This is a genomic window from Streptococcus sp. FSL E2-3494, assembly GCF_038007085.1.
In the GTDB taxonomy this organism is placed as follows: Bacteria; Bacillota; Bacilli; order Lactobacillales; family Streptococcaceae; genus Streptococcus; species Streptococcus thermophilus.
Map to the genome: position 1 here is coordinate 617,791 of NZ_JBBOWN010000001.1, position 20,075 is coordinate 637,865.

17 protein-coding genes and 2 pseudogenes are annotated in these 20,075 nt (G+C 40.0%); 14 read left to right on the forward strand and 5 right to left on the reverse strand.

The features are described 5' to 3' along the window. Positions 1–876 (reverse strand): polysaccharide deacetylase family protein, encoded by an 876-nt coding sequence (locus NST05_RS03260; RefSeq protein WP_370869446.1) that lies wholly within the window; start codon positions 874–876, stop codon positions 1–3. 189 nt (positions 877–1,065) lie between these two features. Here NST05_RS03260 and NST05_RS03265 point away from each other — a divergent pair, with 189 nt between their 5' ends. From NST05_RS03265 to NST05_RS03280, 4 genes are all read left to right on the forward strand, one after another. Beyond that, positions 1,066–1,821, forward strand: a complete 756-nt coding sequence (locus NST05_RS03265) for a lysophospholipid acyltransferase family protein (RefSeq protein ID WP_011681497.1) — start codon at positions 1,066–1,068, stop codon at positions 1,819–1,821. A 107-nt stretch (positions 1,822–1,928) separates the two neighbouring features. Then, positions 1,929–2,624, forward strand: coding sequence for a helix-hairpin-helix domain-containing protein (locus NST05_RS03270; protein ID WP_011681496.1), 696 nt, complete (start codon positions 1,929–1,931; stop codon positions 2,622–2,624). Continuing rightward, positions 2,614–4,854, forward strand: coding sequence for a DNA internalization-related competence protein ComEC/Rec2 (locus NST05_RS03275; RefSeq protein WP_084829026.1), 2,241 nt, complete (start codon positions 2,614–2,616; stop codon positions 4,852–4,854). The genes NST05_RS03270 and NST05_RS03275 overlap by 11 nt, the downstream gene beginning before the upstream one ends. Positions 4,855–4,939: 85 nt before the next feature. Next, positions 4,940–6,208, forward strand: a complete 1,269-nt coding sequence (locus tag NST05_RS03280) for a UDP-N-acetylglucosamine 1-carboxyvinyltransferase (RefSeq protein ID WP_084829025.1) — start codon at positions 4,940–4,942, stop codon at positions 6,206–6,208. Positions 6,209–6,255: 47 nt separating this feature from the next. Here the strand turns inward: NST05_RS03280 and NST05_RS03285 are convergent. After that, positions 6,256–7,504: pseudogene (locus NST05_RS03285) on the reverse strand (ISL3 family transposase). A 181-nt stretch (positions 7,505–7,685) separates the two neighbouring features. Between NST05_RS03285 and NST05_RS03290 the strand changes: the two are divergent. From NST05_RS03290 to NST05_RS03325, 8 genes and pseudogenes are all read left to right on the forward strand, one after another. Beyond that, positions 7,686–8,231 carry a GNAT family N-acetyltransferase gene (locus NST05_RS03290; protein ID WP_084829230.1) on the forward strand — a complete coding sequence of 182 codons (546 nt, stop codon included), beginning with the start codon at positions 7,686–7,688 and terminating at the stop codon, positions 8,229–8,231. Continuing rightward, complete coding sequence (gene spxR, locus NST05_RS03295; protein WP_084829024.1) at positions 8,224–9,504, forward strand: CBS-HotDog domain-containing transcription factor SpxR; 1,281 nt, start codon at positions 8,224–8,226, stop codon at positions 9,502–9,504. The genes NST05_RS03290 and spxR overlap by 8 nt, the downstream gene beginning before the upstream one ends. A 43-nt stretch (positions 9,505–9,547) precedes the next feature. Continuing rightward, a complete protein-coding gene (locus tag NST05_RS03300; protein ID WP_002951571.1) occupies positions 9,548–10,408 on the forward strand; it encodes a methionyl aminopeptidase in 861 nt (286 codons plus the stop codon). A 1-nt stretch (position 10,409) separates the two neighbouring features. Beyond that, the gene (locus NST05_RS03305) at positions 10,410–11,354 is read left to right on the forward strand and encodes a YihY/virulence factor BrkB family protein (protein WP_100262350.1); all 945 of its coding nucleotides are present in this window, start codon (positions 10,410–10,412) and stop codon (positions 11,352–11,354) included. A gap of 106 nt (positions 11,355–11,460) precedes the next feature. Next, entirely contained in the window at positions 11,461–11,970 is a 510-nt protein-coding gene (locus NST05_RS03310; protein ID WP_002946153.1) for a QueT transporter family protein, read from the forward strand. Between the two features lie 50 nt (positions 11,971–12,020). Then, positions 12,021–13,979: an NAD-dependent DNA ligase LigA gene (ligA, locus tag NST05_RS03315; RefSeq protein ID WP_084829023.1), complete on the forward strand. Its 1,959-nt coding sequence runs from the start codon at positions 12,021–12,023 to the stop codon at positions 13,977–13,979. 9 nt (positions 13,980–13,988) lie between these two features. Beyond that, positions 13,989–15,002, forward strand: a complete 1,014-nt coding sequence (locus NST05_RS03320; protein ID WP_011681488.1) for a diacylglycerol kinase — start codon at positions 13,989–13,991, stop codon at positions 15,000–15,002. Between the two features lie 133 nt (positions 15,003–15,135). After that, positions 15,136–15,973 (forward strand): annotated as a pseudogene (locus NST05_RS03325) (transposase); the annotation flags it as partial. Here the strand turns inward: NST05_RS03325 and NST05_RS03330 are convergent. Continuing rightward, positions 15,951–16,430 carry a QueT transporter family protein gene (locus tag NST05_RS03330; protein WP_002944734.1) on the reverse strand — a complete coding sequence of 160 codons (480 nt, stop codon included), beginning with the start codon at positions 16,428–16,430 and terminating at the stop codon, positions 15,951–15,953. The pseudogene NST05_RS03325 and the gene NST05_RS03330 overlap by 23 nt on opposite strands. Before the next feature lie 73 nt (positions 16,431–16,503). Beyond that, positions 16,504–17,331 (reverse strand): exodeoxyribonuclease III, encoded by an 828-nt coding sequence (locus NST05_RS03335; RefSeq protein ID WP_022096998.1) that lies wholly within the window; start codon positions 17,329–17,331, stop codon positions 16,504–16,506. A gap of 530 nt (positions 17,332–17,861) precedes the next feature. Between NST05_RS03335 and NST05_RS03340 the strand changes: the two genes are divergently transcribed. Further along, the gene (locus NST05_RS03340; RefSeq protein WP_014727655.1) at positions 17,862–18,020 is read left to right on the forward strand and encodes a hypothetical protein; all 159 of its coding nucleotides are present in this window, start codon (positions 17,862–17,864) and stop codon (positions 18,018–18,020) included. Positions 18,021–18,484: 464 nt separating this feature from the next. Here the strand turns inward: NST05_RS03340 and tehB are convergent, their stop codons facing one another. Then, positions 18,485–19,363 (reverse strand): SAM-dependent methyltransferase TehB, encoded by an 879-nt coding sequence (gene tehB, locus NST05_RS03345; protein WP_002951563.1) that lies wholly within the window; start codon positions 19,361–19,363, stop codon positions 18,485–18,487. A 431-nt stretch (positions 19,364–19,794) separates the two neighbouring features. Here tehB and rpsP point away from each other — a divergent pair, with 431 nt between their 5' ends. Next, the gene (gene rpsP / locus NST05_RS03350) at positions 19,795–20,067 is read left to right on the forward strand and encodes a 30S ribosomal protein S16 (protein ID WP_002884675.1); all 273 of its coding nucleotides are present in this window, start codon (positions 19,795–19,797) and stop codon (positions 20,065–20,067) included. The last annotated feature ends 8 nt before the right edge of the window (positions 20,068–20,075 follow it).

The window sequence follows — 20,075 nt, forward strand, 5'->3', positions numbered from 1 at the left end:
TTACTCTAGGACACCGAAGGTATATCCTTGATTTTTGAAATATTCGATAATTTGTGGAAGGGTCTGAACAGTCAGCTCCTTACCAGCTGTATCGTGCATTAGTACAACTTTAACAGTAGTTTCAGGGAAATATTTCTGTGAACCGTCCATATAAGCCATCATGCTTTCAGATGTGGTTGGACGAACAGAGAGTGGTTCTGCATCTCCACAGAGCATGTTCCAGTCAATCCACTGGATACCTTTATTGGCAAGAGCTTGGTCAGTTGACTCTAATCCTTGCCATGACATATGACTACCAGGGTAACGGAAAATTCTTGTTTTGAAGTCCTTACCTAAGATTGCCTTGAAATTAGCCATAGTTTGGTCAACCTCAGAAATAATTTGACTTTGATTTGGAACACGTCCTGGATAAAGCAGATTGAAATTATGGCTAAGACTGTGGTTGGCAATGGCATGTCCTTCAGTAATTTGGCGTTTGAGGATGTCCCCATTTTCAGGTGTGATGGTATAGCCAATGTGGAAGAAGGTTGCGTGAACGCCATACTCTTTCAGAATATTCATGACTTGTGGTGTCAAAGTGGGATCAATCCCATCATCAAAGGTTAAAAAGACTACCTTACCCTTAACATCATCTGATTTCCCTCGGATAGTGTTATTAACGGCAGTGACATCATAGGCGTAGTCAGACTCCTCAATGCTGTGGTTACTACCTTTCTTGAGTTGTGTTTCATCATCTTCCTTAGCTTTTTCTGAAGATGAGCTTTTGCTATTAGCGACTTGTTCAGTCTTTTCAGCCTTGGCTACTTGTTTATATTTCGTGTTATGGCGTTGGAATAGGACAAAGCCTAGGATAGCCAGAACAGCCAAGTTTGCAATAATAAGGCAAAGATTAAGTGCCTTTCTATTTTTCCCTATAATCTCAAGACTTTTTTTTCATAGTTACATTATAGCTCAAACCATTAGAAAGTACCACACCATTTTCAATAGTTTACAAAGAAATTCGATGAAACTAGCGCTCCTTTTTTTGGTATAATAGAAAAAACTTGTAGAAAAAGAGGTAAAAACGTGTTTTACGCTTATTTACGTGGGCTTGTTGTCTTTCTTCTATGGATTATCAATGGGAATGCCCATTACCACAATCGCGATAAATTATTGAACAAGGACGAAAACTATATCTTGGTTGCTCCGCACCGAACTTGGTGGGACCCTGTTTATATGGCTTTTTCAGCTCGTCCTAAGCAGTTTATTTTCATGGCTAAGAAAGAACTCTTCAAGAGTCGTATCTTTGATTGGTGGATCCGTATGTGCGGAGCCTTCCCAATTGACCGTGAAAATCCTGGTCAAGAAGCTATCAAGTACCCTGTTAACATGCTTAAGAAGAGTAACCGTAGTTTGATTATGTTCCCAAGTGGTAGCCGCCATTCATCTGATGTTAAGGGGGGGGTTGCAGTTATCGCTAAGATGGCTAAGGTTAAGATTATGCCGGTTGTCTATCAAGGACCTCGTGAACTTAAGGGGCTCTTGACAGGTGAACGTGTGGATATGAACTATGGTAATCCTATTGATATTTCAGATTTAAAGCGTTTGAATGACGAAAATATCCAAGAGGTTGCTCGTCGTATCCAGTCTGAATTTGATCGCCTTGATGAGGAAGCTTTGAGCTATCAAACAGGCAAGAAACCCAATCCTTTGACTTATATTTATCGAGTACCTCTCGGTATTGTGGCTATCATTGCGGTACTTTTGACCATGGTTTTCTCATATGTAGCTAGCTTTGTTTGGAATCCTGAAAAACACCGTGCCAAAGAAACTCAGAAATAGGCTAATAACTCTGTCAGACATAGATCTGATGGAGTTTTTTTCTTTTTGATATATTTTTCAAGTTTTTTACGAATAAGAAAGAAAATGTATCAATTAAGGAGAATAGCGTGAAGGAAAAGATTCTAGCCTATGTCAAAGATAATCGTCTGTTTGTGAGTGTCATCGCTGTACTGATGGTGATTTTTTGCTTCTTTTTATGGATGACTTGTGGTGCCGGCAACAGCATGGAGGCGGAGACGTCTTATACAGATGTGACAGCTTTGTCAACGTCTTCATCCAAACAAAGTTCACAGTCTCTTTCTGAGGCGTCTTCCCAGTCAAAGACCGAAGGAAGTGAAAAAGTTAAGTCAAAAGTAACGGTAGATGTTAAGGGGGCTGTGGTCAATCCAGGTGTCTATACGCTAAAGGCAGGCGCTAGGGTGACAGATGTCATTCAGGAAGCTGGAGGAATGACAGAAGATGCAGACGCTAAGAGTGTTAACTTAGCCGCAAGCTTGTCAGATGAAGAGGTTATTTATGTAGCCAATAAAGATGAAAATGTTTCTGTCCTTGATCAAACAGGTACTGGTCAGGTCTCTGACAAAGGAGGGCAGGCTGTATCTAAGGATGGCAAAATTAACTTAAATACAGCGACCTCAGAGCAGTTGCAAACCATTTCTGGAATTGGAGCTAAGCGGGCAGAGGATGTCATTGCCTATCGTGAAAGTCATGGCGGCTTTCAGTCCGTAGATGACTTGAAAAATGTCTCAGGAATTGGTGATAAAACATTAGATAAAATCAGAGAGTCCCTCTATGTGGCTTAAAAAAGCTCCAATCAATCTTTTTTCCCTAGCGCTTTTAATAGTTGCTCTTTATTTTACTATTTTTGTATCTAATTTCTATGCTATTGGGACTTTTGTCTTTCTGATGATATGTTTTTTGAGGCATCATTGGAAGAATAGAGCAGCTCTAAAGTTGGTGGGACTTATAGGTGGTTTCTTTTTGGTCTACTTTTTATTTTTATACCATATAGCTATCATGCAAGATAAACAAGCTCCTGCTGAAATTCATCAGGTGACACTGGTTGCAGATACGCTCTCAGTTAATGGTGAGCGATTATCAGCAATCGGGAAGTCAAATGGACAAACCTATCAGGTCTTTTACCGGCTAAAATCTGATAAGGAGCAGCATTTTTTTAAGACTACGAGTCAAACGCTTGTTTTAAAAGGGAAAATAAAGTTGTCCTCGGCAACTGGTCAACGTAATTTTCAAGGCTTTGATTATCAGTCTTATCTAGCTAGTCAGGGCATTTATAGGATTACTCAGATTGAGCGTCTGGAACATGTCGTAACCCCAAAATCGATATCTCCAATAGCTTTTTTTCATCAATTGAGGAGGAAGGCTCTAGTTCATATTCAGACGCATTTTCCTAATCCGATGAGACACTACATGACAGGACTGCTCTTTGGGTATTTGGACAAGGAGTTTGATGAGCAGAGTCAACTCTACACTAGCTTGGGGATTATTCATCTTTTTGCGCTATCGGGTATGCAGGTTGGATTTTTTCTTGGCTGGTTTCGCTATGGACTTCTCCGTTTGGGGCTTCCCAAAAATTATATCCTTGCTATCTTATTACCTTTTTCGATTTTCTATGGCTTAATGACTGGTTGGACGGCTTCAGTCTTACGTTCTTTGATTCAAAGCCTCTTGGCTGAGTGTGGTATTAAAAAACTGAACAATATGGGCATAACGCTACTTCTATTTTTTCTAGTCTTGCCTCATTTTCTTTTAACGGTAGGAGGTGTTTTAAGTTGTTCTTATGCCTTCTTGTTGTGTTTATTTAATTTTGAGGAGATGCCGTCCTTTAAAAAGTCAATTTATATGAGTTTAGTATTGAGTCTTGGGACTTTGCCTTTTTTGACCTACTATTATGGAACTTCTCAACCATTGAGTTTGATTCTGACGGCAATCTTCTCTCTAGTTTTTGATAGCTTTCTCTTACCTGTCTTAACAGTACTTTTTACACTTTCAGGAATGGTAATTTTTTCTCAATTTAATCCACTTTTTGAATGGATGGAGTTCTTTTTGACTTGGGTACAATCTTGGGGAGTCCAGCCATTGATTTTAGGAAAACCTAGCTTGTTTCAGTTTGTCTCAATGATATTTGTATTGGTTTTGCTCTTTGATTTTTGGAAAAAGCCTCAGTTTAGAATATCCCTCTTGATGATTTTTAGTCTTTTGATGGTCTGGGTCAAACATCCTTTAATAAATGAAGTAACGGTGGTCGACGTTGGTCAAGGAGATAGTATTTTTTTAAGGAGTATGAAAGGTGAGACGGTCCTAATAGATGTAGGTGGCAAGGTGACTTTCGGCTCTAAGAAAAAATGGCAAGAGGGGAGCCAGACGAGTAATGCGGAGAAAACCTTAATTCCCTATCTACAGGCAAGGGGAGTGTCTCAAATTGACTATCTGGTTCTGACTCATACGGATACAGACCATATTGGTGATTTGGAGGTAGTGGCTAAACGGTTTAAGATTAAGAAAATTTGTGTCAGTGAGGGGGCTTTGACTAAGCCTAGTTTTGCCAAACGTATTCGATTTCTTAAATGTCCCGTTCGCACTTTAAAGGCTGGTGATAAGCTGCCTATGATGGGAAGTAACCTAGAGGTTCTTTATCCCAATAAAATTGGTGATGGTGGTAACAATGATTCACTTGTTCTCTATGGAAAGTTATTGGGAACCAGTTTTCTGTTTACTGGTGATTTGGAAAAAGAAGGAGAAGAGGAATTGATGGCTAGCTATCCAAATTTAAAAGTAAGGGTCCTCAAAGCAGGACATCACGGTTCTAAAGGCTCTTCATCAGAAGCTTTTTTGGATCAGCTAAAGCCATCACTTGCTCTTGTCTCAGCAGGTGAAAATAATCGTTATAATCATCCAAATGATGAAACATTAGAGCGATTCAAGGAACGTCACATTAAGGTTTTACGCACAGACCAGGATGGTGCCATTCGGTTTAAGGGATGGTTCCAACTATCAAGTGAAACTGTCCGATAATTGTTTGGATTCTTAATTTGTCATGCACCTCAATCTATGGTAGAATGTAAAGGTTAATATTCAAGTATAAGAAAGATTGAGCAGTATGCGTAAAATTATCATCAATGGTGGTAAGAAACTTCAAGGAGAAGTTACAGTATCAGGAGCTAAAAATTCAGTTGTTGCATTGATTCCAGCCATCATTTTATCTGATGGAGTGGTTACTCTTGACGGGGTACCAGCAATCAGCGACGTCGATAATCTAATTGAGATTATTGAAGTAATGGGTGGTTCTGTTAAGCGTGATGGCGAAACACTTGAAATCGACCCTCGAGGCGTTAAAGATATGCCAATGCCATTTAGTAAGATTAACAGCCTTCGTGCTTCATATTATTTCTATGGTAGTTTGCTTGGGCGTTATGGTCAAGCTATAGTAGGTTTGCCTGGTGGATGTGATTTAGGACCACGTCCTATTGACCTTCACCTTAAGGCCTTTGAAGCTATGGGTGCTAGCATTTTCTATGAAGAAGAAGCTATGCGTATTGCTATGGATGCCGGCCAACGTATCAAGGGTGCTCACATCTATATGGATACGGTTAGTGTGGGGGCGACTATCAATACCATGTTGGCAGCGGCTAAGGCTGACGGTCGTACTGTTATTGAAAATGCGGCTCGTGAACCTGAGATTATTGATGTGGCAACGCTTCTCAACAATATGGGTGCGCGTGTACGTGGCGCTGGTACAGAAGTCATCACGATTGAGGGTGTAGAGAGCCTACATGGTACTCGCCATCAAGTTATTCCAGACCGTATTGAAGCAGGCTCATACATTGCCATGGCGGCAGCTATCGGTAAGGGAATTAAAATTAAAAATGTTCTCTATGAACACCTTGAAAGTTTTATTTGTAAGCTTGAAGCAATGGGTGTTCGCATGACCGTTGAAGAGGATGCAATCTTTGTGGAAGAACAGGGTGATTTAAAACCTGTTGACATTAAGACATCACCTTATCCAGGTTTTGCGACGGATTTACAACAACCAATGACACCATTGTTGTTGAAAGCAAGTGGCCAAGGAAAAATCATTGATACGATCTATGAGAAGCGTGTAAATCACGTTCCTGAACTGGCTCGTATGGGTGCTGATATTCAAGTACTTGGTGGTCAGATTGTTTATAATGGTCCAACGCAACTTTCTGGTGCACCTGTGAAAGCTAGTGATTTGCGTGCGGGTGCTGCACTCGTTACTGCAGGACTTATGGCAGATGGTCAGACTGAAATAATAAACATTGAATTTATCCTTCGGGGGTATTCAAATATCATTGAGAAACTTTCTGATCTTGGTGCGGATATTCGTTTGATTGAAGATCAAGTCTAAGGTTTAAGGCTCTTTGTCAACTATAGTGGGTGACGAAAAGCTAACATCTAGAGAGGACCGGATAGGTCCTCTTTTTATGTATGTTCAGTGTGATGAAGACACGCTTCTTAAAGTTGATAAAGTTTCTAAACCGAAGCCCAAGCGTTTGATGTCTTTGATCAACTTATTAGTCGCTTCCAGTTTTTCGTTTGAATAGTCTGTTTCTAGTGCATTTTGGATGTATTACTTGTGTCTAAGAAAAGTCCTAAAGACAGTTTGAAAATAATGATTGACCTTGCTCCTATTTTCCTCTATCAGTTCAAAGAACTCATCTACTCTCTTCTCCTGAAAGTGAAAAAGCAAAAGCTGATAAAGTGTATAGTAGTCAGTAAGCTCTTTTGAAAAGACTAGTGTCTTCGCAACAACTTCATGTGGTGCTAAAGTTTGGCGGAAAGTCTTTGAATAAAAAGAGTTGAGAGATAGTTTACGGCTGTCCTTTTGGAAGAGTCGCCAGTGATTTTTCAAGGCTCGATAGGGTAGTGACTTCTTATCGAACTGGTTCATAATTGCAATTCTTGTCTTTAAAAAGGCACGTCCAAGGTGCTGGATGATGTGGAAACGATCAAGAACGATTTTTGCGTTTGGAAAGAGCTTGCGAGCCAGTGGAATATAAGCTCCAGACATATCCATCGTGATAAACTGTACCTGTTGTCGGACTTTCAATGGATACTTCAAAAAGTAGTTTCGTATAGTAGTTTGGCGGCGATTATCAAGGATGGTTATGAGTTGGTTTGTCTCATAATTCTGCGCCACAAAAGCCAATTCCCCTTTCTTTAACCCAAACTCATCCCAGGACATAACAGCAGGGAGTTTGTCATAATGTTCCTTGAAAGTAAACTGATCAAGCTTACGATAGACAGTGGACGTCGACACGCGAAGTCTTCTTGCAATATCAGTTAGTGACACTTTCTCAGTTAGGAGTTGTGTAACTTTTTGTCGGACTAGATTGGAGATTTGGCAGTTTTTCTCAACGATAGATGTCTCAGCCACCCTTACTCTCCTACAACTTTTACACTGGAAACGACGTTTTTTCAGACGTAGTAGAGTTGGCGTTCCCGCTTGCTCGAGAAGAGGGATTTTAGAAGGCTTTTGAAAGTCGTACTTGATCATCTTTCCATGGCAATGAGGACATGATGGTGCAGGGTAATCAAGTTTTGCTTGAATCTCGATATGAGTGTCAGTTCCAAAAACAAGTGAAATCTTGATATTTTGGTCTTTGATTCCGATTAATTCTGTGGTATTCTTAATAAGTCTCATAAGTTCTTCCTAATGATGGTTTGGTTGCTTTTCATTATAGTTCTTATGGGACTTTTTGTGTACACTCAAAAAGCTCTATAATCCCTACAGTAGTTTTACCCACTACAGAAATTATAGAGCCAGGTTTAACCGCTAGTGGTTGAGCCTTTTTCCATTTCTAAAACTGTGTTATAATACTATCATGGATATTTGGACTAGTCTGGGTGCTTTTGCCTTCTTTGAGTCGGAGCGCCTTTCTTTTAGACCACTCGTCTTTTTAGATCGTTTTGACTTACATGAGATTGTGTCAAATCCAGAGAATTTACAATTTTTCTTTCCTGCTACGCAAACTCAGTATGAAACAGATTGCCTCTTGGTACATTATTTCATGAAGGAGCCTTTGGGTGTTTGGGCAATTGTAGATCGAGAGTCTAATAAGTTGATTGGGATTGTTCGCTTTGAAAAGATAGATGTCCAGAAAAGGACTGCAGAGCTCGGTTATTTTTTGAATGCTTTATACTGGGGTAGAGGTATAATGACTGAGACAGTTACTTGTTTGTCAGATTTGGCATTGACAGCTATGGGAATGGAACGCATTATCCTTATTGCTCATTTGGAAAATAAGACATCGATTCGTGTGGCAGAAAAGTCTGGCTTTAAACTGGTGTCTCGTTTCAAAGGAGCAGACCAATACACCCGTACCATGCGAGATTATCTCCGCTTTGAGAAGGAGAAGAACTGTGAGTAAACATCAAGAAATTATGGATTATCTAGAGGCTTTGCCCATCGGTAAACGAGTTAGTGTGCGTAGTATTTCTAACCACCTGCAGGTTTCTGATGGAACTGCTTATCGAGCCATTAAAGAAGCTGAAAATCGAGGGCTAGTTGAAACGCGTCCTCGAAGTGGAACAGTTCGAATTGAAAAGAAAGTTCAAGTACGGCTTGACAAACTGACCTTTGCGGAGATTGCAGAGATTACAGAGTCTGAGGTGATTTCGGGTCATGAAGGTTTAGAACGTGTCTTCAGTAAGTTTTACATTGGGGCCATGACTATTGAGAATATCACCCGTTATCTAACAAAAGGCGACCTTCTCATTGTTGGAGACAGGGAAGATATCCAGTTATTAGCTTTAGAATACAATAATGCTATTCTGGTAACTGGAGGCTTTCGGGTTTCTGATAGGGTTAAAGAGCTTTCTCGTTTGAAGCAGTTTCCAGTCATGGTCACTACTTACGACACATTTACTGTGGCGACTATGATTAATCAGGCACTTTCGAATGTTCGTATTAAAACAGAAATTAAAACAGTTGCTCAAGTCTATACTAGACGAGAAGAATACAACTATATGACTCCAGAAATGACAGTCAAAGATTTTCAAAATTTGGTTAAACGGACTAACCTTGTTCGTTTTCCTATTGTGTCTGAGGATGACAGGGTTATTGGGATTGTGACCATGCGTGATGTGGCTAATCAGCTTCCGACCACTATGGCTAAGGCTATTATGACAAAACCGACAGTAACTCGTTTGGAGGCTAGCCTTGCGACTGTGGCACAAAAGATGATTTTTGAAGACTATGACATGATTCCTGTTGTGGATGACGAAAAACATTATCTAGGAACTATCACTCGTCGTCAGGTTTTAGAGGAACTTCAAGATAATAACCGTGGTGATCTCCATACATTTAGCGATCAAATGATAGCTAACCTTAATTGTGAAAAGAATGCCTTTAGTTTTGAGGTAGAACCGACCATGATTGATAATTCTGGGAACCTTACACAGGGTGTTCTTGTAGAAATGGTTAAACAGGTTGTTTACCGAACGATGGAGAAACAAGAACAAAATAGTCTGGTGTTTGAAGAGATGATGTTTTACTTTCTGCAGGCGGCTCAAATTGATGATAAGGTGAAGATTACACCCAGTATCATTGCGGAAACCAGACGCAGAGCTCATTTAGACCTTATGGTTACTCATGGCAATCATACGGTTTGTAAGTCAGTAGTAGTGGTCAAGAAAACTTAATAAGCCATTTAAAATTAAAGAAATAAAGAAAACGGAGAAAATAATGATTACACTGAAATCAGCACGTGAAATTGAAGCGATGGATAGAGCGGGAGATTTTCTTGCAAGTATCCACATTGGCCTACGTGATCTCTTGAAACCAGGAGTGGATATGTGGGAAGTAGAAGAGTATGTTCGTCGTCGTTGTAAAGAAGAAAATGTTCTGCCACTTCAGATTGGGGTTGAAGGAAGCATCATGGACTATCCTTATGCGACATGTTGTAGTCTTAATGATGAAGTAGCACACGCTTTTCCACGTCATTATATTTTGAATGATGGAGACCTCTTGAAAGTTGATATGGTCTTGTCAGAACCTATTGATAAGTCAGTGCTTGATGTATCAAAATTGGACTTTGATAATGTTGCCCAGGTAAAAAAATATACAGAATCATATGCTGGTGGTTTGGCTGACTCATGTTGGGCATATGCGATTGGAACGCCTTCTGATGAGGTTAAAAACCTTATGGAAGTAACCCGTGAAGCCATGTATCTTGGTATTGAACAAGCGGTAGTTGGTAATCGTATCGGGGATATCGGTGCAGCTATCCAAGAATACGCTGAAAGTCGAGGCTATGGTGTCGTACGTGATTTGGTCGGACACGGAGTTGGACCAACAATGCATGAAGAACCAATGGTTCCTAACTATGGCGTGGCTGGACGTGGTCTTCGCCTTAAAGAAGGAATGGTCTTGACCATCGAGCCAATGATTAACACAGGAACTTGGGAAATCGATACAGACCTTGAAACTGGTTGGGCTCATAAGACACTTGACGGTGGCCTTTCATGCCAATATGAGCACCAATTTGTAATTACTAAAGATGGTCCAGTAATTTTGACTTCTCAAGGGGAAGAAAGAACTTATTAATATGAAACGACAAGGCATAATGGCCCGTCTCCTAGATAAGCTTCAATGGCGCCCTTTTCAGGTTTATCTTAGTCATTATCGTAGTGCTGAGATAGATATTTCTAGCATTGCCGTGGCTTATTATTTGATTTTGACGGTCTTTCCGCTCATTGTCATTGCTGCCAATGTCTTTCCCTATCTGAATATTCATACGACTGATCTCTTGAAGTTTATGAATGAGCATCTTCCTAAGCATTTTTATGCACCTGCAGCTAATGTTGTTCAGGATATCTTCTCCACACCTTCTGGACGGTTGTTGGGAGTGGCCTCTTTGACGGGATTTTGGACCATGATTAAGTCCTTATCTTCGCTTCAAAAAGCGATTGACAAGGTATATGGTGCTTCAGAACACCGTGATGTCTTTATCAGTCATATCATTGGTGGACTCTTGAGTTTGGTTATCTTGTTTTTGTTAACCTTTGCGCTCATGTTATCTACAATTATTCAGTCGGTCCTTCGGGTAATCAATCAGACCTATCCTATTGGGTCTAACCTAACTCAACTGATTTTGAATAGTATTCAGCCCTTGAGTGTTGCAGTTGTCTTCCTGGGAATGATGGTACTTTATTTCATTCTTCCGAATGTAAAGATTCGAAAAATCCGCTACATCATGCCAGGGACTATCTTTACGACTTTGGTGATTGGGTATCTGAGCAATTTGTTTGGAACTTACGTGATTCATACCTTGAGTAGATTGGTTGATATCAAGCTGTTCGGATCGATTATGATTTTCATCTTCATGCTTTGGTTCATCTTCCTAGCTAGAATATTGATTTTTGGTGCCGTCTTTAATGCGACCTATCAGGAACTTAAACAAGGTGAACTACACAGTAGGAGGGGTGACGTACTTACCATAATTCAGAGTTTTTCTGGAGACGGTAGTGACAGCAAAAAAACAAAAAAATGATAGGGATAAGTCATAGAGCATAAAGAGAGCTTGGCTAAGCCCAGGCTCTTTTGATGGATTAGTTGGTCCTTGTTAGTAGAAAAACATCTCATTTATGGAGGAAAAGATGAAAAACAAAACTGTTCGTGATTTAACACATATTGCGATTGTGGCGGCACTTTACGTGGTCTTGACCATTGTGCCACCTTTCAACTTGATTTCGTATGGTCCTTACCAGTTCCGTATTGCGGAAATGTTCAATCTTTTAGGATTTTATAATCGCAAGTATATCATTGCTGTTACTTTGGGATGTGTGATTGCTAATTTCTTTAGTTTTAACATGATTGATGTGGTTGTTGGCAGTCTCTCAACGCTAGTTTTTGTTGGTTCAGGTGTTTATTTCTTTGACCGCTTTAAGAATCAAGATATTTTGGGTGGTCTCTTTGATAAGGCTCATGTTTATTTTGCCTTTTATTTCTCATTCTTCATGGTGACCATCGCTGCAGAGTTGACCTTAGTTGCTCAAGCGCCATTTTGGGCTACTTGGTTCACTGTCGCTTTAGGAGAACTGGCGTCACTCTTAGTTGGTGCGGTCCTTATCAAGAAATTAGCCAAAGTAATCGATTTTGTTTCTTAAATTAACGTCTGTAAAGGCGTTTTTTTCTGCTTTTATGTTAAAATGTTCCTATGGAAAAACGAATGAAAGAGCTGGTTGACAAACTTAACCAGTATGCAAAAGAGTATTATACCGAGGATAATCCATCGGTGTCAGATGCCGAGTATGATAAGCTCTATCGTGAGTTAGTAACTTTAGAGGCTGAACACCCAGAACTTGTTCAGGCGGATAGCCCTACGCACCGTGTGGGTGGCCTGGTTCTTGATGGTTTTGAGAAATACCAACATGAGTATCCGCTTTATAGTTTGCAGGATGCTTTTTCACGAGAAGAGCTAGATGCCTTTGATAAGAGGGTCAAGTCCGAATTTCCTAACGCTGACTATATGGCCGAGCTCAAAATTGATGGCCTTTCAATTTCTCTAACCTATGTGGATGGTATTCTTCAAGTAGGTGCAACGCGAGGTGATGGTTCTGTTGGTGAAAATATCACTGAAAATGTTAAGCGAATCTCAGATATTCCTCTGAAGTTGGATCAACCGCTTAATATCACCGTTCGGGGTGAGTGTTATTTGCCACGAGCTGAGTTTGAACGCATCAACACCCAGCGCCAGGAGAATGGTGAGGCCGAATTTGCCAATCCACGTAATGCTGCAGCAGGAACTCTTCGTCAATTAGATACGAAAGTAGTTGCTGAGCGTCGTTTGGCCACCTTCTTTTATCAAGAAGCTAGTCCCACTGAGCGCCTGACACAAAATGATGTCTTGAATGAAGTGGCAGAACTTGGCTTCTCCGTTAATCCACGCCGTATTGTGACATCATCGATGGATGAGATTTGGGACTTTATTCAAGCTGTTGGGCAAGATCGTGATCACTTGGCTTATGATATTGATGGAGTTGTTATCAAGGTCAATAGTTTGGCCATGCAGGAAGAACTTGGCTTTACCGTTAAGGCACCACGTTGGGCCATTGCCTATAAATTCCCAGCTGAGGAAAAGGAAGCAAAACTTCTCTCGGTTGATTGGCAGGTGGGTCGTACAGGTGTAGTAACGCCGACGGCTAATTTGACCCCAGTACAATTGGCCGGGACAACAGTTAGCCGAGCTACCCTACACAATGTAGATTATATTACGGAGAAAGACATTCGTATTGGTGATACCGTTATTGTTTATAAGGCTGGTGATATTATCCCTGCTGTTCTTCGTGTGGTAGAAAGTAAGCGTACAACACAAGAAGCGATGCCAGTTCCGAGTCAATGTCCATCTTGTGGTAGTGGTCTCTTACATTTTGAAGATGAAGTAGCCCTACGTTGTATCAATCCATCTTGTCCTGCTCAGATTAAGGAAGGTCTTATTCATTTTGCTTCTCGTGATGCCATGAACATCTCAGGTATGGGACCTTCAGTGGTTGAAAAACTCTTTAAAGCTGAATTGGTTAAAGAGGTGGCTGATATCTATGGTTTAAATAGTCAGGATTTCCTCCAATTAGAAGGTTTCAAGGAAAAATCAGCTGAAAAACTATATGCAGCTATTCAAGCATCAAAAGAAAATTCTGCAGAGAAACTGCTCTATGGTTTGGGAATTCGCCATGTTGGTGCCAAAGTTAGTAAGCAATTGCTAGAATCTTTTGGAACTATCAAGGAGTTGGCAAGTGCAGATGTCCAAGCTATTGCTGCTGTAGATGGTTTGGGAGAGGTTATCGCCAAGTCAATCCAGCGTTATTTTGCCAAGGAGGAGGCTCAAGTTCTTCTTAAAGAACTGGAATCCTATGGTGTTAATTTATCCTATCTTGGTCAAAAAGTAGCAGATGATGCCATTCTATCTGGTAAGACTGTTGTTTTGACAGGGAAATTGGAGCATCTTAAACGTAGTGAAGCGAAGGCAAAACTAGAGGCCCTGGGTGCTAAGGTGACGGGTTCAGTCTCTAAGAAAACAGATTTAGTGGTTGCTGGTAGTGATGCCGGAAGTAAGTTGGAAAAAGCACAAAGCCTAGGAATTGAAGTAAAAGATGAGGCTTGGTTGCTGGATTTATAGGAGTTCAATATGAAACAAAAACGTGCCCGCTTAATTTATAATCCAACATCTGGACAAGAAATTATGAAGAAAAATGTTGCTGAGGTCTTGGATATCCTGGAAGGTGCTGGTTTTGAGACATCTGCTTTTCAAACAACCCCGGATGAGAACTCAGCCAAAAATGAGGCCACTCGTGCAGCAGAAGCAGGCTTTGATTTGGTTATTGCGGCTGGTGGTGATGGAACAATTAATGAGGTTGTTTCTGGGATCGCCCCTCTTGATAAACGTCCTCAAATGGCTGTTATTCCCACAGGGACAACAAATGACTTTGCACGCGCCTTGAAGATTCCAAGGGGAAAACCTGTTGAAGCAGCCAAGGTTATTGCTAAAAATCAAACCCTTCAGATGGATATTGGTCGTGCCTATGATGATAAATACTTCATCAATATTGCGGCTGCAGGGTCATTTACGGAACTAACCTACAGTGTTCCTAGTCGACTTAAGACAGTCCTTGGTTATTTGGCCTATCTTGTTAAGGGAGCCGAATTACTTCCTCAAGTTAAGAAAGTTCCGGTCCGCATTACGCACGATCAAGGTGTCTTTGAAGGCGACCTTTCTATGATTTTCGTTGCCTTGACCAATTCAGTTGGTGGTTTTGAAATGATTGCTCCAGATGCTAAATTGGATGATGGTCAATTTACCCTAATTATGGTTAAAACGGCCAACCTCTTTGAATTGGTTGACCTTATTCGTCAGGTTCTTCAAGGTGGCAAGCACATCTACGATAAGAGAGTTGCTTATATCAAAACAAGTTCGCTAGATATCGAGCCTTTAGGTGAAGATCGTATGATGATCAATCTGGATGGGGAATACGGTGGCGATGCCCCAATTCACCTCCAAAATCTTAAGAATCACATTGAATTCTATGCTAATATTGATGAGATTTCTGATGATGCTATCACGCTTCCCGATACAGACAAATTGGCTCTCGAAGCTATTGTACAAAAATTCAGTACAGAAGCTGAAAAAATCGAAAATGATTAATATTAATCTTTTAAGCAATCTAGGTCAGGTTGCTTCAGATTGAAGACAAAGTCCTTAGAAGTTATACTTCTGGGGACTTTTATTGATTTGAAGGAGTATAATAAAAGAAAAAGGTATTTGATGTGGTAGGTTTCACAAGGAAGTCTTTGTTTATAATGCTCAGGTAGATTGTTATAAACACGGTTGGGCCTTGGATTTTACAGTTGAAGCAGATAACATCCATGATAGTCAGTTCTTTCCTGCTCTTTTAGCCAAGTTAGAGCCCTTCTCACCTGAATTCATTATTGCGGATTCAGGCTACAAAACACCTAGTGTTGCTAAGTTTCTTTTAGAAAATTGGATTATACCGGTATTCCCTTACACTAGGCCAAGAGGTAGGAGAGACTTTCTACGTCTTAAAGACTTTGTCTATAACAAGTATTCTGACTGCTATCTTTGTCTAGAGAACCAGGTATTAACTTATCGTACAACGACACGTGAAGGTTATAGAGAATATAAAAGCAATTCCAAAATTTGTAAGATCTATCTCTTGTTAGCGATTTGTACTGAAAGTCGCCGGAACCAAAAAGTTGTTGTGCGTCATATTTGGAAAGACGCCCTAGAAGTCTGCGAAGATATTCGTCATCAAAGTGGGATGAAGGAGCGGTATCAACACTGTAAAGAAACGATAGAATGGTTATTCGGAACATCTAAAGAATATCACAACTTGCGTTATACCAGAGAAAAAGGAAAGTCCAAAATGGAAGATAAGGTTGGGCTTACTTTGGCATGTTTAAATATCAAAAAATTGGTAAAAATGATGGTAGGAAAGACCTGGTATTTTATCTAAATACCCCAATATTATTCGATTATGGAAGAATTAAGTGTGAATATAAAAAGAGACAAACATCGTTTTTGATGTTTGTCTTTATTCTGACATCTCTGCAATTGCAGAGATGTTTTTGTTTGTCAGTCTTTGTATCCGCGTTTAGCTAGCTCGTGTACAAGTACAGCTCCCAAGATTGCAGGAACTAATTGCCCTAAGATAAGGTTAATAACGAGAGCGACATAAGGAAGTTTAAGTAGGGCACTAAGCCATATTGGTACTACTAAGGATGGAACGAGCAGGATTGGGAGTACGATAAACCAGCTAGATAGCTTAATTTTACGGATGAGGTAGATGCTACCAGTTGCTAAAAAGCTGGCACAGAAACCACCGACAACATCAATCAATCCCAGGCCACCAAAAGAGTTAGCAATAGCATTTGCGAGACTGAGTGGGACAACCAAAAATGGAAAGATATAGGTTAATCCATATAAAGCCGTGGCCAGACGCATCTGAACAGCACCAAAGGAAATAGCTTGAGAAATAAAGAGGATGGCGATATATAGGGCCATGATAATAGCTGAGAGAACAAGCTTTTGTGTAGGGTTAAGTTTATTTTTCATCATTTCTCCTTAGTTGGGTAAAGTAAAAGAGTAGTGGTTCTACTCTTTTTAGGGGGTTAGGTCTAGAGTTATTTTATAAGTCAATCTCTAAGACAATAGGTGTGTGGTCTTGGCGATCACCAGAGTCAATCATGTTTGATTTTGTGACCTTATCGGCAATACGATTTGAAGTCAACCAGTAGTCAATTCTCCAGCCTGTATTATTAATTTTAGATGTTTTGCTACGTTGGGCCCACCATGTATAGGCACCTGTAACATCACCATTGAGGTGACGGTAAGTATCTGTAAAACCTTTATTGAGGAGATTAGTGAAGCCAGCACGTTCTTCATCTGTAAAGCCTGGTGAACGACGATTACTTGAAGGGTTGGCCAAGTCGATTTCCTTGTGGGCAACGTTGTAATCACCAGTAGCAAGGACTGGTTTCTGAGCGTCCAATTCAGCTAGGTAATCCGCATATTTTTCATCCCAGATTTGACGTTCGAGTAGACGTTTGAGCCCGTCACCAGCGTTTGGTGTGTAGACCTGTGTCACAAAGAAGGTGTCAAATTCGAGAGTTATGATGCGTCCTTCACAATCCATGGTTGAAGGTGCTCCGATTTCAGGATAAGTGATGACTGGTGTCAATTCTTTTTTATACAAGAACATGGTTCCAGCATAACCTTTACGGGCAGGTTCAACAGATGAACGCCAAGTAATGACATAGTCAGGGAAGTAGTCTTCTAAGATTTGCAAATGCTTTTTAGTTGGCCCTTTAGCAGATAATTTTGTCTCTTGAATAGCAATGATATCCGCATTTTCAGTGACCAAAGTATCGATAACGGCGCGTGATAATTGAGCACGCGCAGAGTCACCGGTAAGAGCAGCATTTAGGGAATCAATATTCCAAGAAATTAATTTCATATGTACAGTTTCCTTCTTTGAATTGTTTTTTTCTATTGTAGCAGAAAATAAGATGTCAGACGAGTCATGGGATTGATAAGTGAAGATAGGAGGACTATACTTAACCTAGATGGAGGTGACAATCAATGAAAAAAATAAATATGCATTTATGATTTGTTTTTGGTTTTCTTCTTTGTACAAATCATTCTTAGTGTTATGATTTGGTGGTTACAGGGGCTAGTGCTTCCTCTTGTCGTTTTTCCAGGGATGAGTTTCTTCTTCCTGATTTATCCAAGGTATCTCTTACACTACAACCTTAATCAGTCTCCTACTGATCATGGGTTTCCTGATTTCCTTCTTTTGACTGAATCTGTCTGCTCTTATAAGTCTTTAATCCCCCTGCTAAGAGTAAGTTCAGGGACGTAAGCCAAAATCTGATGAACTACAACTGGCTTATTAGTTTGGCCTTATTGAAGTCTCGAAACATTATAAGTATATCTATACACTCTTAGAATACCTCGTAGCAATCGTAGTAGCCATTAGTCTGACTCTTGAACTATAAAGAGACTAAGTCATCTTTCACAGTGGCTAGCTTGATATTCGCATCAACAGAGGATACTATCACTTCATCTAGTGAAAATAATAAGCCAAACGAATCTAGCAGTGCAAGTATTGATACACCTGATTCTAATCATGCCAAGGAAGCCTAGACTGAAAATCTGAGTTGGTCCAATGACAGGGCTAGTCAATCTGCTAGTTTGATTGTTTCTTGGGGAAAGTAGATGAATAAGTCTAGATACAAAGAAATTACAAATGAATCCTCTTCTTTGCCTATCCGTTGGATGTAGGACAATAGTCTGTCTTTGGATGCAACCTATGGCTACAACTGGTAATAGCAATTCTGAGTATACCATTATTTCGGTTTATGAGAGATGGTGAAATGCTTCTGTTCACCACTGTTTCTTTACGACTAAAAAAGACGAAACGCCCATTGTTCTTTACTCACCAACTACTAATAGTAGCGTGTATTATGTCAAAAAAACAGAAAACGCAGACCTTAAATCAGGGGATGCAGATATTGTAAACAATTAAAAACTAGAAATTTAGCTGGATTTCTAGTTTTTAATTTGAAGATAAGTCAAGCTGTAATCAGTTCTTTTACAGTCATTCGTTCTTATGTTACCTTCTTGGCTAACATGGTCGCAAATTGAAGGGCGATTGGATTGCCATGCTCATCTAAACGGTGAAGGTGACCAAGATTTTCATTGTACTTGATTAATTCCCAGTCACTATAGTAGTTTTTCAACTCGCCTTCTTCAAAAGTAAATGGGAAAGGCATGGTACAAGGGTGCTCTTCTGTATCCATGGCACAAACAATTAGGTTGTAACCACCAATGGCTGTACGCTCTTGCATATTTTGGATAATAGCTGGAATTTGATTAGGATCTAGGAACATGAAGACCACTGTTGAGAGGATGAAGTCAAAGGTTTCAGACTCAGGAAGAGCAGAAACATTGATATCGTAGTAGCCAGCTCTAACATTGTAACTTTCTTCATCAGCAATCATTTGGATACGTTGTGTGGCTTCATTGTTAATATCAACGGCAGTAACTTCGTGTCCAAGTGATGCCAAATAAAGAGCGTTACGACCATGGCCACAGCCTAAATCAAGGGTACGACCAGGTTTAATATGTCCAGACTGGACGGCTTCAAGAACCTCAGAGTGGGCTTTAGTATCATACTTTTTAGCCATGTAGTCCTCTGGCTTGCAGTAGAAGGAAAGATAGCATTCTAAATTATCTGAAGCAGCAGCGATTCGATGCCAAGATTGTGGTTCGACAAAAGGAATTTCTGTTTCAGGTGTGAAGAGGTGCTCTGCAGTAATCTCTCCCTGTTCATCTAATTCATAAAAGTGAAGAGTTCCTGATAGAATAGTCAGTTTAGCCCAGGTTCCAACCTTAGTGTTATGTTTTTGAGTCACCATTTCTGGGAGTGTTGTGGCTGTCCAGTTTGGAAGGCGTTTGTAGCAAACAAGTTGCTGATCTATTATCATATGTTGAGTTCCTTTTGATAGGTATGGCTCTATTATAGCAAAAGTATGGAAAAAAAAAGGCCTAGTCAAACTTGAACTGCACCCCAAAAGTTAGATAGAGAAAGTCTAACTTTTGGGGTGTTTTTATTATGAAATTGATTTATGAAGATAAAAGTTCAAATATATGAACTGAGAAAGCTTCTAAAGCGACAGTTAATGGCTTAGAAGTCGAGTATGCTGAAGCAAAGGTGGCTTATGAAAAAAATCATAATAGTACTACCAAGAAATAGTCCTATAAGGAAGTTAGAGCTTGTCTCTAGTTTTTTGTAGAAAATTTAAATCTGTCAAGTTTTTTTCTTGACACATAAAAATGATATGGTATACTAGTTAAGGTAAAGAGGCAGTAAGTGCCTCCACCATAATAAAAAAACTAAAGAAAAGAGAAATTAAAAATGGCAGTAAAAATCCGTTTGACTCGTATGGGTTCTAAGAAAAAACCTTTCTACCGTATTAACGTTGCAGACTCACGTGCTCCACGTGATGGACGTTTCATCGAAACAGTTGGTACTTACAACCCACTCGTTGAAGAAAACCAAGTAACACTTAAAGAAGAACGTGTTCTTGAGTGGTTGTCTAAAGGTGCACAACCTTCAGATACAGTTCGTAACATCCTTTCAAAAGAAGGCGTTATGAAAAAATTCCACGAATCAAAATTCTCAAAATAATTTTTTAG